Here is a 14,631-nt window from a genome sequence, read left to right as displayed (position 1 = left end):
CAATCTCGATCTGACAGGGGTTTGGCAGTGGGCCTTAAAGAGCTGACACCGCAGGAACGTTCCGATGCCCTTGAAAAGGCTGCCAAGGCGCGTGCCGTGCGTGCAGCGGCCAAGGAACGGCTCAAGCGCGGTGAGCTGAGCATTGCCGAGCTGATCTCCTCGGGCACGACGGACGAGGCGATAGCCCGCATGCGGGTGGTGGAATTGTTGGAGGCCCTGCCGGGCATTGGACCCGTCAGGGCTGCTGGGATCATGGCCGAGATTGGAATTGCCGGATCCCGGCGGATCAGGGGGCTGGGAATTCACCAGGCCCGGGCGCTGGTAGATTTTATGGATACCCAGCAAAGCGTTTGACGCATCTCCCCGAAGGAATCCGTGAGCAAGAATCCTGGACTGACTGTCCTTGCAGGCCCCACTGCCGTTGGCAAGGGAACCGTTTCAACCTACATCAGGGACAACTATCCGGAGGTCTGGCTCTCAGTCTCGGCAACCACCCGGGCCGCCCGGCCGGGAGAGAAAGACGGAGTCCACTACTTCTTCAAGTCCGCCGAGGAGTTCGACTCGCTGGTCGACCAGGGCGAACTCCTGGAGTGGGCCGTTGTCCACGGCCACAACCGCTACGGCACGCTCCGAAGCACGGTGAACGCGGCCATTGCCGAAGGCAAATCAGTCCTCCTCGAGATCGACCTCCAGGGCGCGCGGCAGGTCAAGGCCGCGGTGCCGGACGCCAATTTCGTGTTCCTGGCCCCGCCCAGCTGGGATGAAATGGTGCGGCGCCTGGTGGGCCGGGGCACCGAAACACCCGAGGAACAGCAGCGCAGGCTGGAAACCGCTAAACTGGAACTTGCTGCTGAACCGGAGTTTGACCACACCGTCATCAATGACGACGTTCGCCGGGCAGCGGACGAGCTTGTTTCACTCATGGGGCTTACCCCGCACGGGCGCTAAAGCGCCTGCATTTGTTGGCCCGCTAGAATTTGGAGAATTCGTGTCCACGAACCTTGAAGGCATCATCAACCCGCCGATCGATTCGCTGCTTGAGGCTGCCGATTCCAAGTACGGCCTGGTAATCTTCGGCGCCAAGCGTGCCCGTCAGATCAACGCGTACTACGCCCAGCTTCACGAGGGCCTCTTCGAGTACGTTGGCCCGCTGGTCGACACCAAGCTGAACGAAAAGTCGCTTTCGATCGCCCTGCGCGAGATCAACGAAGGCCTCCTGGTCTCCACGCCGATCGAGCCCGCAGAATAAAACAGACTGCCTGTTGACGGAGGTCACGTGCGCATAGTCCTCGGAGTCGGGGGAGGGATCGCAGCCTACAAGGTTGCATCGCTCCTCCGGCTTTTTACTGAAGCCGGTCACAAGGTGACGGTCATTCCCACGGAAGCGGCAACCCGCTTTGTTGGTGTGGCCACATGGGAGGCCCTCTCGGGCAACCCTGTGAGCAACAGCGTCTTTGACGACGTCGAGAAGGTCAACCATGTCCGGTTGGGACATGAGGCGGACCTTATCGTCGTTGCTCCGGCCACCGCTGACCTCCTGGCCAAGGCAGCCACCGGACAGGCGGGCGACCTCCTCACCAACACGCTCCTCATGGCCCACGGGCCCGTCCTCTTTGCTCCGGCCATGCACACGGAAATGTGGCAGCACGCCGCAACCCAGGCCAACGTGGAGACGTTGCGCAGCCGCGGCGTCACAGTCCTTGAGCCTGCCTCCGGGCGCCTTACCGGCGCGGACTCGGGCCCGGGCCGCCTGCCGGAACCTGAAGCGATCTTCGCTGCCGCCATGGCCCTTGCCGGCACGGAATCCTCGCCGGTGCAGGGCAGCCAGTCCGGTGTCCTTGCCGGACGCGTCGTGACCATCTCCGCCGGCGGAACCAGGGAAGCCTTGGATCCGGTGCGCTTCCTGGGCAACCGCTCATCGGGAAAGCAAGGCGCGGCCCTGGCCGCTGCTGCGCTGTCCGCCGGAGCCACTGTCCGTTTCCTTGCGGCGCATATGGACGTTGAGCCGCCTGCCGGCGTCGAGATTGTCCGCGTTGAGTCTGCCCTGGAGTTGCGGGAGGCGGCGCTGAAAGCGGCGGCCGATTCCGACGTCGTTATTATGGCTGCCGCTGTGGCGGACTTCCGTCCGGCAGAAGTTTCAGACACCAAGATCAAGAAGGTCGACGGCGAGGACGCACCGTTGGTGCACCTGGTTCGGAATCCGGACATCCTGCACGAGCTCGTTGAGCGGCGGAACGCCGAAGGCGGCAAGCAACTGATCGTGGGTTTCGCGGCGGAAACGGGCGATGCCCAGGGAGACGTCCTGGAGCATGCCACGGCCAAGCTCAAGCGCAAGGGCTGCGACCTCCTTGTGGTCAACCATGTTGGCATTGGCCGTGTCTTCGGCCAGGACGACAACTCCGTGGTCATCCTTTCCGGGCACGGGGCGGAGCCGGAATCCGCGGCCGGTTCCAAGGCCGATGTTGCTGCTGCCGTGATCGACCGGGTGGGCGCCGAGCTCGCACGGGTTTTTCCCGCTGTGTAACCGAACCCACACCGGAATTCTTAGCAAAGGGACACACGGAAGAAGCCGCCGTCCCGCAACCCAGTAAGGTGGTCGAGTGACTTTACCGCTGCACCATGAACACCATGGCACCCCGTCCAAGCTCCGGCTCTTCACCTCAGAGTCGGTCACCGAAGGGCACCCGGACAAGATCTGCGACCAGATCAGCGACTCCATTCTTGATGCGTTGCTGGCCGCGGATCCTGAATCCCGCGTGGCCGTAGAGACCATGGCCACTACCGGCCTGGTGCACGTGGCGGGTGAGGTCACCACTGACGCCTACGTCGAGATTCCGCAGATCGTCCGCGAAACCATCCTTGGCATCGGGTACGACTCCTCGGCCAACGGCTTCGACGGTGCCCGCTGTGGTGTCTCCGTCTCCATTGGCCAGCAGTCCAACGACATTGCGGGCGGTGTCTTCAACTCGCTTGAAGCACGCGAGGGCCGCCAGGAGGACGACTACGATCTCCAGGGCGCAGGCGACCAGGGCATCATGTTCGGCTACGCCAGCGACGAGACAGCCTCCTACATGCCTACGCCCATCTGGCTGGCGCACCGCCTCTCGGAACGCCTCACCGAAGTCCGCAAGAACGGCGAGCTCGCGTACCTCCGCCCGGACGGCAAGACGCAGGTCACGGTAGGTTACGACGGCGACCGACCCGTTTCCGTGGAAACCGTGGTTATTTCCAGCCAGCATGCCGAAGAAGCGAGCCTGGAGCAGCTTCGTGCGGACCTCGCCAGCTACGTCATTGACCCGGTGCTGTCCGCTTCCAACCTGGATATCGCACGTACGGCGAACATCCTGAACCCTGCCGGTGCCTTCGTCATCGGCGGCCCGGTGGGCGACGCCGGCCTCACCGGACGCAAAATCATTGTTGACACCTACGGCGGATTCTCCCGTCACGGCGGTGGAGCGTTCTCCGGCAAGGATCCGTCCAAGGTGGACCGTTCGGCTGCCTATGCCATGCGATGGGTCGCCAAGAACGTAGTGGCCGCTGGACTGGCAAAGCGCGCCGAGATCCAGATCGCCTACGCCATCGGCCAGGCCCGCCCCGTTGGAACGTATGTTGAGACGTTCGGTACGGAGACTGTTGATCCGGCCCGCATCAGCGAGGCCATCACGGAACTCTTCGACCTGCGTCCCCGGGCCATTATTGACGCCCTTGACCTGAAGCGGCCCATCTACGCCAAGACGGCCGCGCATGGCCACTTCGGCCGCGACGATCCCGACTTCACGTGGGAGCGGCTGGACCGGGTTGATGACCTGAAGGAATACTTCAACGCCTGATCTTTCACGTTTGGCCGGCTTGGGCCATGGGTTACTACTTTGTCGGTGCCCCATGGTTTGCTGAAGCCAGAGAGATGCCCGCAGCGGGTCAATCCCGCTGCGGGCATTCTGCGTTGATGATGTTCAAGGATGCCCGGTAGTGAATTGGAGGTGAAGTGCGTGGCAGGATTCGAGGCCCAGCCGTCATTGCTCCAGCCTTCCCTGCTGCAGGGCTTTCCGGAGCGTGCACCGGTCAACGGACCGCCCCTCGCCGCGGAGAACCCCGTGGCACGGGTGGTGCTGGAATCCTCGCTGCCGCATTTGGACAGGCCTTTCGACTACAGCGTTCCCGCGGAGTTTTCTGACACTGCTGTGCCCGGTGTGCGCGTCAAGGTCAAATTCAACGGCCAGGAGCTGAACGGGTACGTCGTGGAGCGCCGCGCCGATTCGGAGGGCTCCCACTCCTTGTCGGCCCTGCACAAGGTCGTCTCCCCGGTGGCCGTCCTGACTCCGGCCATCGCAGAGTTGGCCGGCAGTGTCGCCGCCCGGTATGCCGGAACCCTCAGCGACGTCCTCCGGACTGCGATCCCGCCCAGGGTCGCCAAGGTGGAGAAGGAACTGCTGGCTGGCGAGCTGGATGCGGCCGGAACACCTGAGCTGGGGTCCAGTCCGGCCGATGGCTGGAGGGCTTATTCCAACGGTGCACCGTACGTGCAGCACTTGGCCGGGGGCGGTTCGCCCAAGGCTGTCCTAACCGCTTTGCAGGGATTCGGCTCCCACGGGTGGCCGGCGCTTGTTGCTTCCGCCGTTGCGGCGGTCCGCTCATCGGGCCGGGGCGCCGTGGTGGTCGTACCCGACTACCGTGACCTGGAGCAGTTGGAAGCCGCCCTGGAGAGTGTCCTGCCGAAGTCCGACGTCGCCCGACTCACTGCAGACGACGGCCAGACCCCCCGTTACCGGAACTTCCTTCGGCTGCTGAGTGGTTCCGCTGGAGTGGCGATTGGCACGCGTTCGGCCGCCTACGCCCCTGTGCGGGACCTGGGCCTGGTGGTGTGCTGGGACGATGGCGATGACCTCCACATCGAGCAGCGGGCCCCTTATGCGCATACCCGGGAGGTCCTGCTGCTGCGTGCCGAGCAGGAGGGTGCGGCCTGCCTCATGGCTGCCCACAGCCGCAGCACTGAGCTTCAGCGCCTCGTCGAAATGCAGTGGGCCGTTCCTATCGAAGCACCACGATCCGCTGTCCGTTCGACGGTTCCGCGGGTCCTGAACACGGCTGACAGTTTTGAGCAGGAACGTGATCCCTTGGCACGCATTGCCCGGCTGCCCGGGGCGGCCTGGCGGGCGGCAAAGCAGGGCCTGGAGCGGGGTCCGGTCCTGGTGCAGGTTGCGCGGGCCGGCTATGCACCGTCATTGGTGTGCGAGACGTGCCGGGAACTTGCCCGCTGCAACGCCTGCCAGGGGCCGTTGGCCGTATCCAGCGGCTCAGCCATACCCGCGTGCCGCTGGTGCTCAACACCAGCACCCCAGTGGCGCTGCACCCATTGCAGCGGAACAAGGCTCCGCCGGGGTGCGGCGGGCGTGATGCGGACGGCGGAGGAACTGGGGCGTGCCTTCCCGGGCAAGGCCGTCGTGACTTCATCAGGTGAGCACATCAAAGCAGCCGTGCCGGATGTTCCGGCCCTGGTGGTGGCGACTGTCGGCGCTGAGCCGGTGGCTGCCCACGGCTACGCTGCGGCCCTGCTGCTCGACGGAAATTCGCTGCTCCGGCGCGAGAACCTCAGGGCAGGCGAGGACACCGTCAGGCGCTGGTTCAACGCAGCTGCCCTGGTCAAACCTGCAAGCCAGGGCGGCCTCGTGGTGATCACCGCGGACGATACCGCTGCGACCGGTGCGCTGCTGCGGTGGGACGCTGCGGGATACGCGTCGCGCGAGCTGGCACTGCGGAAGGAACTGCAGTTGCCCCCAGCGGTACGGGTCGCCTCCGTTACTGGCGGGAGGGCCGACGTCGGACACTTTTCCCAAGCCTTCGAGGCCAGTGCTGCGCTGCCGTCGGGCACCAAACTCCGCAGCGCCGGGCCAGCTCCCCTTCAGCCGCTTACAGGTGCCGCCCAATTGCCGGCCGACGATGCGGATGTCAGGATGCTCTACTTCATTCCCTACAGCGACGCGGCTGCGGCTACGCGCGCCATGCGCGCCGTGAAGGCCGCGAGTGCCGCCAAGCGCACGTCTGGCCCCGTACAGCTCCGCTTGGACGGCGTGGACGTCCTCTAGCCCGGCGCGTCAGCCCTTGCGTTTGCGCTGGGCCACGACTTCCTCGGCTGCGGCAAGGAGTTGCTGTGCTGACTCGTCCCAGTTGAACGCTGCGGCACGCTCCACCGACCGCACGGAGCGCTCCTGCCAGAGGGAGTCCTTCGCCAAAGCCGTGACGGCGGCTGCGAAGTCCGTGGGTGAATCCGGGTCCACGTAGCTGACGGCGTCGCCGCCTACTTCCCGGAAGATCGGGATGTCGCTGGCGATCACGGGTGTCCCCAGCGCCATCGCCTCAACCAGCGGCAAGCCGTACCCCTCGGCGCGGGAAAGGCTGATCAGGGCGGTTGCCCGGACAAGGAGTTCGTCGTATTGGGCGTCCGTAACGCCGTTGTGGAACTGGACCTTGGCTCCTTCTGGAACCATCGCCTCCAGTTCGGCTTTGCGGTCGGAGGTGATCCGGCTGAGCAGGTGCAGGGTGAAGTCCGGCAAGCCGGCCATGCCCCGGATCATCGTTTCCACATTCTTGTACGGCATGAACGAACCCATGTACAGGAGTGTCTTGTCGGCGCCCGCGGCAGGATCACGGGGTGCCTGGCCGGGTTGCGGGGCGTTGCCCACAATGCGCACCGGCCGTTTGGTCAGTTGGTACTTGGCCATGAGGGCGCGGGTTGTCTGGCTGATGGTTGCCACGACGTCGGCTCGGTTCAGCAGGAGGCGCTGCGGCCAAAAGGCCTTGTGGTAGAGCCGCCACAGCAGCCGTACGGGAGCCGGCAGGAAACCTGGGGGAGTCGGGTGCTCGTAGTAGATGAGGTCATGCAAGGTGAGGACTAGGCCGTAGCGCCGTCCCAGGGTGCCCATGGTCTGCATGGGACACACGACGACGTCCGCGCCCAGCGGGTTGACCTTGCGTGCGACAAACAGCTCCATCGGAGACAAGGGGCTGTTGATCATCACATAGGGAACGTCCGGCAGCAGCGCGAGTTGGCGCTTGTCGCTGATCAGCATGGTCACGTCCGCGATTTTGGATGTCGCTGCTATGAGGCTGGAACCGTAGCGGCTGATGCCATCGTGGTGGTCCGTTCGGGTAAAGCGGGCGTCGATGACGATTTTCACGCGGGATGTTCCTCCAGGAAGGTGCGGATGGCTGTCGCGGCCGGGACCGGCGTCTCGTAGTGGATGAGGTGCCCGACGCCGGGAATCACTTCCAGCGTTCCGTCGGGTAAGCGCTCCATGAGTTTGTGCTGGTTGGGAAGGGTGGCGATCTCGTCTTTTTCGCCGGCGACCAGGAGCACCGGGAGGGTCAGCTGTTCGGCGACCTCTGCGACGTTCCCTGAGACCGAGGCTTTGAAGGATTCGAGCAGGCTGTTCCGGTCCGCGAAGGCACTGAAGTAGGCATCATGCTGTGCGTGGATGAACCGGCGCAGGTTCTTGTCCTTGGTTTTTGCCATCGTGATGCTCATGACACGCACGATGGCCCGGTTGCGGAGCACCGCCAGCCCCAGGGGGCGGGGGAGCCTCGCTGAAACCTGGTAGTACAACACAGCAAGTTTGGTCATGATGCCCTTGGGGCCTTCCAACGCCGGCGCGGCAATGGGGTTGACCAGGATCAAGGGGTAGACCGATCCCGGATGCGCTGCGGCGAAATGGCTGGCCACGATGGATCCAAAGGAGTGGCCCAGCAGGACCGTCTTGGGGCCAAGACCGGTTGCTGCCATGAAGCTGGAGATAAACCGCCCGTACCGTTCCACGGTGTGCTCGTCGCCCACGAATGGTTCGGAGCTGCCGAAAGCCGGGAGGTCCGGCATGATGATGCGCATCTCGGGGAGCTGGTCTGCGACGCGCAGCAGACCGTGGTGATCGCCCCGGAAACCGTGGATGACCAGGATGGTTCGGGTGGCAGCTGTAACGGACACAGGTTCGTAGGTCCAGTACGCGATATTGCTGCCGTCCACGTCGACGTCCGAGGCGTGGGTCCGCCCGGGCAGGGACGCGCTGAAGAATTCCCCAGGGGCCTGCGCACCGTCAGGCGAATGCGCGGTGTCCACTTTTTCCATACGGTTAGTCCTAGTTCACGTTGTCCGGGTGCGAACCCGTTCGGTGGTGGCGCTCGAGTCCCGCCATTCGTTCGATGTCGGCGGTGTCCAGTTCAAAGTCGAAGACGGCGATGTTCTCCTTGATCCGACCCGGGGAGCTGGCCTTCGGGATGACCAGGTTTCCCAACTGGAGGTGCCAGCGGAGAATGATCTGCGCCGGGGTCCGGTTGTACTTCTCCGCCAGCGACACAATGGCGGGGTCTGCCAGGACCTGGCCGCGGCCCAGTGGGCTCCAGGCCTCCGTGGCGATCCCCAGCTGTTCATGCAGGGTCCTTAGCCGGGTTTGTTGCAGCCAGGGGTGCAGCTCGATCTGGTTGACGGCTGGAACAACCTCAGCCTTGTCCATGAGTGCTTCGAGGTGCCCGGGCTGGAAATTGGACACGCCAATGGCCCGGACTTTGCCTTCGCGGTACAGGGTTTCCATCGCCTTGTATGTCTCGGTGAACAGCCCGCGGCCGGCGCAGGGCCAGTGGATCAGGTAGAGGTCCACATAGTCGAGCCCAAGGTTGGAAATGGAGGTGTCGAACGCCCGGAGCGTCGGATCGTAGCCTTGGTCGTCATTCCAGACCTTGGTGGTCACGAACAGGTCCTCGCGTGAAAGGCCATGTACCGCTTCTCCGGAACCACCTGTGGCGCTGCGGGCGGCAGCGGCATCGCCGATGGCCGCCCCGATTCCCCTGCCGACGCCTACCTCATTGCCGTACATCGCCGCAGTGTCGAAGCGCCTGTACCCTTCCCCGAGGGCCGTGGCCACCAGGGTGTCAGCGTCATGGGGCGGAACCTTATAGAGTCCGAATCCCAGTCGTTCCATCTGTACGCCGTTGTTAAGTGCCAGCCGGCTCGATGTCAGCTTGGATGAGGATCTCATAGCAACGACTCTACCCAGTCCGGACGCGATTTCTTCAGGCATGGCCGTTGAAACTCACCAGGCGTCGGGCGGACGCCTCGTCCAGAATAAGGTCCGTGGCCAGTCCAGCCGCCAGGGCACCCTGGAGTCCGTTGATCTTGGAAGCGCCGGAGACGACGCATATCCGGCGCCTGACCTGACGGAGCTGCTCGTGGGCCGGCCCTGTGGATCTTTCGTTCAAGGTGATTCCGTCGGAGGAACCGTCGCTCCGGAAGAACACTGTCGCGACGTCGCCTACAACGTCGTCGGCAGCCAGCATGCTGAGGTCGTGTTCATCGAGGTATCCGCCGGCGTAGACGTGGCTGGGGTAATCGGAATCGACTGAGCCAACGCCGAATATCGCAATGCTCATTCGTGCCTGCAAGTCGAGGATGCGTTGAACGCTGCGTTCATTCCACATTGCCGTCTTGGTGGACGCGTGATCAAAGAACGCCGGGACCGGGAACTGTTCCACCCGTGCTCCATAGGCGCTGCCGAAGCGGCGCATGATGTCGCTGGCGTACGTAATGCCTGTGGTTTGCATGTTGCCGGCCCCGTTCAGTTGGACCACGATGCTGTCGTGCGTCACCTTGCGGGTGAGGTGGCGGCTGACGGCGCTGAGGGTTGCACCCCAGGCCACCCCGATGATGGCGTTCGAGTCCACCAGGGGGCCAATAGTTCGTGCTGCCTGCATGGCTACACGGTCCAAAGTCTCGGCCTCATTGAGGGTGTCCAGCACCGGGACGACGTGGACGTCCACTCCGTATTGGTTCCGGATCTGGCTTTCCAGCTCGGGTCCGGTGTCGAAGGGGCTTCGGATCTGGACCTGGACCAAGCCCGTTTCCCGTGCCGAGGATAGCAGCCGGGACACCGTGGAACGGGAGGTCCGCAGCTCGCGGGCAATCGCATCCATGGTCAGGTCCTGCAGGTAATACATTTGTGCAGCCCGGAGCGCATCCGAGTGACGTGATCGTGCCATCTCATTTCCTTACTGCACGTTTGTGCAAATAGCTTGACTCCATTTTCCACCTTCGCAAGATTAGTGGTGAACGGTGCAGCAGCGAGTGGCGCGGCGCACGAACCAAGCCCAAGGGAGCAGTTTTGGGACACAACAGGATTTCCGGTACCTCACAGCACGCACAGCAGCGCGACTCCGTCGTCGCACTGCAGGAGCGGCCCTCGGCGAAGGTACTCATCATCGGCGGTGGCATCAATGGTGTCGGAACGTTCCGTGACCTCGCCCTGCAGGGCGTCGATGTGGCACTTGTTGAGCGCGGTGACTACTGCCAGGGGGCAAGCGGTGCCTCGTCCCACATGATCCACGGTGGCATCCGTTACCTCGAAAACGGCGAGTTCCGCCTCGTCCAGGAATCCGTAGTGGAGCGAAACCGGCTCCTGCGGATCGCGCCGCACTACGTCAAACCGCTGCAGACAACCATCCCGATCTTCAGCACCTTCTCCGGAATCCTCTCCGCCCCTACGCGCTTCCTGACCCACAAGCAGGGCAAGCCCAAGGAGCGCGGGGCGTTCCTCATCAAGGTGGGCCTGAGCATGTACGACTTCTTCTCCCGCGACGGCGGAAGTGTTCCGCGGCACCAGTTCCGTGGCCGCACCAAGGCCCTCGCCGAGCTTCCCAAGCTGCACTCCGGCATCAAGTACGCCGCAACGTATTTCGACGCATCCGTGCACAACCCTGAACGCCTGACCCTTGACGTCCTCCAGGATGGCGAAAAGGCCGGCCGTGGCGGCGGACTCCCCGGCGGAAGCGCCCGCGCCAGCAACTACGTCTCGCTCGTTTCCATGGGCGCGGACGGAGTGCGCCTCCGTGACGAGCTGACGGGCAAGGAGTTCGACTTCCAGGCCGACGTCATCGTCAACACCACGGGCGCCTGGGTGGACCTCACTAACCAGGCCATGGGAGCCGTCAGCAAATTCATGGGCGGCACCAAGGGATCCCACATTGTCCTGGACCACCCGGAACTTCTTGCCGCCTGCAACGGCCGCGAGATCTTCTTCGAGCACACCGATGGCCGCATTGTCCTGATCTACCCCATGGGCGACCGTGTGCTGGTTGGCACCACGGACGTGGACGCTGATATGTCCGAGGACGCCGTGTGCACCGAAGAAGAAATTGACTACTTCTTCGACCTCGTCGGCCACGTCTTCCCCACCATCAAGGTGGAACGCGAACAGATCGTGTACAGCTTCGCCGGTGTCCGTCCGCTGCCCCGCCACGACGAAACCCAGCCCGGATTCGTCTCACGCGACTACCGGATCGAACGCAGCGTCCGCACCGGCAGCGACGCCGTCACAACGCCAGGCGGTAAGGCCGCCGTCGTACTCAGCCTGGTCGGCGGAAAGTGGACCACGTTCCGCGCCCTTGCGGAGCACATGACCAACGACGTCCTCCGCGAACTCGGCATGGAACGCAAGGTCTCGACGGCGAAACTCGCCATCGGCGGCGGTGCAGGGTTCCCCGCCACCGAGCAGGGCGAACAGGAATGGATCAAGAAGCACATGGGGCCGGGCCTGGACGCTGACCGCGTAGCTGTCCTGTTAACCCGGTATGGAACACGGGCGGACGCGGTGATCGATTACCTGAAAGCCGGACACGACACGCCGTTGCGTTCCACCCGCGAACTGAGTGTCCGCGAACTGGCATTCATGGCCGAGCACGAGCAGATCGGGCACCTGGTGGATGTCCTGATCCGCCGGACATCCCTCGCGTTCCGGGGCCTGGTAACAGGGGAGTTGCTCAACGAGATCGCTGCTGCACTGGCAGAGCCCCTTGGTTGGGACGCTGCTGCCCGTGAAGCGGAAATCCGCCACGCCCAGGAAGTGCTGCAGCGGTTCCACAAGGTTGACGTGCACAGTCTCGTAGCCTGAGCGCAAGCAGCGGAAACAGCTTGACCGTCCCAGCGTGCGGCAGGGACGGAATGGGGTAGGTGGTCCCGCCAGGGGACCACCACACCGGGACGGTTCCAGAGACCGGAACCGTCCCAACGGCCTCTTCACCCGCGAGGGGGCTGACAACAGAAAAATGAGGAGTCAAAGATGTCTCTTGGAATTGTTTTCCTTTCCGAAGTATTCGGAACCATGATGCTGACCCTGCTGGGTTGCGGCGTCGTGGCAAACGTTGCGCTCAAAGGCACCAAGGGCAACAACGGTGGTTTCTTGATGGTGACGTGGGGCTGGGGTATTGCGGTCTTCGCGGGCGTTTTCGTGGCCGCTAAGTCCGGCGCGCACCTTAACCCGGCCGTCACCCTGGGCCTGTTGGTCAAGGGCAGCAAAGAATACGCCCCCGACGTTGCAGTCACTTTCGGGTCCACGCTGACGTACTTCGGCGGTGAACTGCTGGGCGCGTTCCTGGGCGCAGTAGTCTGCTGGCTCGCCTACAAGCAGCACTTCGACGATGAGCCCCTGGCAGCGAACAAGCTGGGAACCTTCTCCACCGGCCCGGCAATCCGCTCCACCCCTTGGAACCTCATCACCGAAATCATCGGCACGTTCGTCCTGGTCTTCGTCATCCTGACCTTCGGCGGAACTCCTTCCGGCCTCGGCCCGCTGGCCGTAGCACTGCTTGTTGTTGGTATCGGTGTATCCCTCGGTGGTCCCACCGGTTACGCCATCAACCCTGCACGTGACCTTGGCCCCCGCATCGCACACGCCGTCCTGCCCATCAAGGGCAAGGGTTCAAGCGACTGGGCGTACTCCTGGATTCCCGTTGTTGGTCCACTGGTCGGCGGCACGCTTGCCGGGCTCGTGGCCGTCTGGGTCCCGGACATCATGCCCGCGCTGGCAGGCTAAGCGCTTCCCAGCTACGTACACTCCGCACACCTCACAACGCCACTGAGAAACCAACACAGACAAGGACGTCACCATGAACCAATACGTCATCGCCATCGACCAGGGCACCACCAGCTCCCGAGCCATCGTCTTTGACCACTCGGGCAACATCGTGTCCACCGGCCAGATGGAACACGAACAGATCTTCCCGCAGGCCGGCTGGGTAGAGCACAACGCTGCCGAGATCTGGAACAACACCCGCGAGGTCATCGGCTCCGCGCTGTCCAAGGCGAACCTGACACGGCACGACATCGCCGCCGTCGGTATCACCAACCAGCGCGAAACCGCCGTGGTCTGGGACAAGAACACCGGCGAACCGGTTTACAACGCCATCGTGTGGCAAGACACGCGCACCCAGTCCATCGTCGACGAACTCGGCAAGGACGGGGGACCGGAGCGCTTCAAACAGAAGGTCGGCCTGCCGTTGGCCACCTACTTCTCCGGCACCAAGATCAAATGGATCCTGGACAATGTCGAAGGTGCCCGCGAACGTGCCGAAGCAGGCGACCTCCTCTTCGGCAACACCGACGCCTGGGTTCTGTGGAACCTCACCGGCGGCGTCGACGGCGGCGTCCACGTCACCGACGTCACCAACGCTTCACGCACCATGTTCATGGACCTCGAGACACTGCAGTGGGACCAGGAAATCCTGGACATCTTCGGCGTCCCGGCATCCATGATGCCCACCATCAAGTCCTCCTCCGAGGTCTATGGGCACGTCCACACCTCGCAACTTCTGCGCGAAACCCCGGTTGCGGGCATCCTCGGCGACCAGCAGGCAGCAACCTTCGGCCAGGCGGCCTTCCAGGCCGGCGAAGCGAAGAACACCTACGGCACCGGTTGCTTCCTGATCTTCAACACCGGCGAAGAAATCGTCCACTCCAAGAACGGCCTGCTCACCACCCTCGGCTACAAGCTGGGCGACAACAAGCCGCACTACGCCCTGGAAGGCTCCATCGCCGTCACGGGTTCCTTGATCCAGTGGCTCCGCGACAACCTGGGCATGATCAGTTCAGCCCCGGAGGTCGAGGAACTTGCCGCAGCCGTGGAAGACAACGGTGGCGTGTACATCGTCCCCGCCTTCTCCGGCCTGTTCGCCCCCTACTGGCGGGCAGACGCACGCGGCGCGATCGTGGGACTCACACGATTCGCCAACAAGGGCCACATCGCCCGCGCGGCACTGGAAGCCACAGCGTTCCAGACCCGCGAGGTACTCGACGCCGTCAACGCAGACTCGGGCGTCCCGCTCACCGAGTTGAAGGTCGACGGCGGCATGGTCGCCAACGATGCCCTCATGCAGTTCCAGGCAGACATCCTCGGCGTGCCCGTGGTCCGTCCGAAGGTCGTAGAAACAACGGCCCTCGGTGCCGCCTACGCCGCCGGCCTGGCAGTCGGTTTCTGGAACGACCTCGGCGAGCTCAGCGCAAACTGGGGCGAGGACAAGCGTTGGGAGCCGCAGCTGCCCGCTGAAGAGCAGGAGCGCCAGTTGAGGCTCTGGATGAAGGCAGTCACCAAGTCCATGGACTGGGTCGACGAAGACGTTAAGTAGTCTTCTCCTGACAGAGGTTCCGGGGACTCCCGCCCGCCCGCTTCGCGGTGCCCGCCACACCATGGCGGGGAGTCCCCGGAACCTCTTTTGGCGTCCGGCCGGCTTACACCCAGCCCATGGGTTTGGTGGGGTAAGGTATTGGTATGCGTGCGATCCTTCTGCTTAGCTAGCCGCCCGGCTTCAATAGCCGTGCGG

At 63.8% G+C, this 14,631-nt stretch carries 13 protein-coding genes; 9 read left to right on the top strand and 4 right to left on the bottom strand.

Features of this window, described 5'->3' with window-relative positions:
• Positions 1-27 precede the first annotated feature (27 nt).
• The 6 genes from mihF to AC5RU9_RS07395 all read left to right on the top strand — a co-directional run bounded on the left by mihF (position 28) and on the right by AC5RU9_RS07395 (position 6,083).
• The gene (mihF, locus tag AC5RU9_RS07420; RefSeq protein ID WP_211712304.1) at positions 28-354 is read left to right on the top strand and encodes an integration host factor, actinobacterial type; all 327 of its coding nucleotides are present in this window, start codon (positions 28-30) and stop codon (positions 352-354) included.
• Between the two features lie 21 nt (positions 355-375).
• Positions 376-948, top strand: a complete 573-nt coding sequence (gene gmk, locus AC5RU9_RS07415; protein WP_211712305.1) for a guanylate kinase — start codon at positions 376-378, stop codon at positions 946-948.
• A gap of 40 nt (positions 949-988) precedes the next feature.
• Positions 989-1,249, top strand: a complete 261-nt coding sequence (rpoZ, locus tag AC5RU9_RS07410) for a DNA-directed RNA polymerase subunit omega (protein ID WP_017197559.1) — start codon at positions 989-991, stop codon at positions 1,247-1,249.
• Positions 1,250-1,276: 27 nt separating this feature from the next.
• On the top strand, positions 1,277-2,524 hold the full coding sequence (coaBC, locus tag AC5RU9_RS07405; protein ID WP_494015920.1) for a bifunctional phosphopantothenoylcysteine decarboxylase/phosphopantothenate--cysteine ligase CoaBC: 1,248 nt from the start codon (positions 1,277-1,279) through the stop codon (positions 2,522-2,524).
• 76 nt (positions 2,525-2,600) lie between these two features.
• Positions 2,601-3,830, top strand: a complete 1,230-nt coding sequence (metK, locus tag AC5RU9_RS07400) for a methionine adenosyltransferase (protein WP_211712307.1) — start codon at positions 2,601-2,603, stop codon at positions 3,828-3,830.
• 159 nt (positions 3,831-3,989) lie between these two features.
• Positions 3,990-6,083 (top strand): primosomal protein N', encoded by a 2,094-nt coding sequence (locus AC5RU9_RS07395; RefSeq protein WP_494015919.1) that lies wholly within the window; start codon positions 3,990-3,992, stop codon positions 6,081-6,083.
• Positions 6,084-6,092: 9 nt separating this feature from the next.
• On the opposite strand, the gene AC5RU9_RS07390 is transcribed toward AC5RU9_RS07395, so the two are convergent.
• Genes AC5RU9_RS07390 through AC5RU9_RS07375 form a run of 4 tightly spaced genes read right to left on the bottom strand, consistent with a single transcriptional unit; the run spans position 6,093 to position 10,020 of the window.
• Positions 6,093-7,175 carry a glycosyltransferase family 4 protein gene (locus AC5RU9_RS07390; protein WP_494015918.1) on the bottom strand — a complete coding sequence of 361 codons (1,083 nt, stop codon included), beginning with the start codon at positions 7,173-7,175 and terminating at the stop codon, positions 6,093-6,095.
• Positions 7,172-8,116, bottom strand: coding sequence for an alpha/beta fold hydrolase (locus AC5RU9_RS07385; RefSeq protein ID WP_494015917.1), 945 nt, complete (start codon positions 8,114-8,116; stop codon positions 7,172-7,174). The genes AC5RU9_RS07390 and AC5RU9_RS07385 overlap by 4 nt, the downstream gene beginning before the upstream one ends.
• A gap of 10 nt (positions 8,117-8,126) precedes the next feature.
• Complete coding sequence (locus AC5RU9_RS07380) at positions 8,127-9,023, bottom strand: aldo/keto reductase (protein WP_494015916.1); 897 nt, start codon at positions 9,021-9,023, stop codon at positions 8,127-8,129.
• A 34-nt stretch (positions 9,024-9,057) separates the two neighbouring features.
• Entirely contained in the window at positions 9,058-10,020 is a 963-nt protein-coding gene (locus AC5RU9_RS07375) for a sugar-binding transcriptional regulator (RefSeq protein ID WP_494015915.1), read from the bottom strand.
• A 122-nt stretch (positions 10,021-10,142) separates the two neighbouring features.
• Between AC5RU9_RS07375 and AC5RU9_RS07370 the strand changes: the two genes are divergently transcribed.
• From AC5RU9_RS07370 to glpK, 3 genes are all read left to right on the top strand, one after another.
• Entirely contained in the window at positions 10,143-11,927 is a 1,785-nt protein-coding gene (locus AC5RU9_RS07370) for a glycerol-3-phosphate dehydrogenase/oxidase (RefSeq protein WP_494015914.1), read from the top strand.
• A 168-nt stretch (positions 11,928-12,095) separates the two neighbouring features.
• Positions 12,096-12,848 (top strand): MIP/aquaporin family protein, encoded by a 753-nt coding sequence (locus tag AC5RU9_RS07365; RefSeq protein WP_494015913.1) that lies wholly within the window; start codon positions 12,096-12,098, stop codon positions 12,846-12,848.
• Positions 12,849-12,921: 73 nt separating this feature from the next.
• Positions 12,922-14,436, top strand: coding sequence for a glycerol kinase GlpK (glpK, locus tag AC5RU9_RS07360; protein ID WP_494015912.1), 1,515 nt, complete (start codon positions 12,922-12,924; stop codon positions 14,434-14,436).
• The last annotated feature ends 195 nt before the right edge of the window (positions 14,437-14,631 follow it).

Source organism: Arthrobacter sp. B0316-5-4 (assembly GCF_059090325.1).
This window is presented reverse-complemented; position numbering and strand designations above follow the sequence as displayed.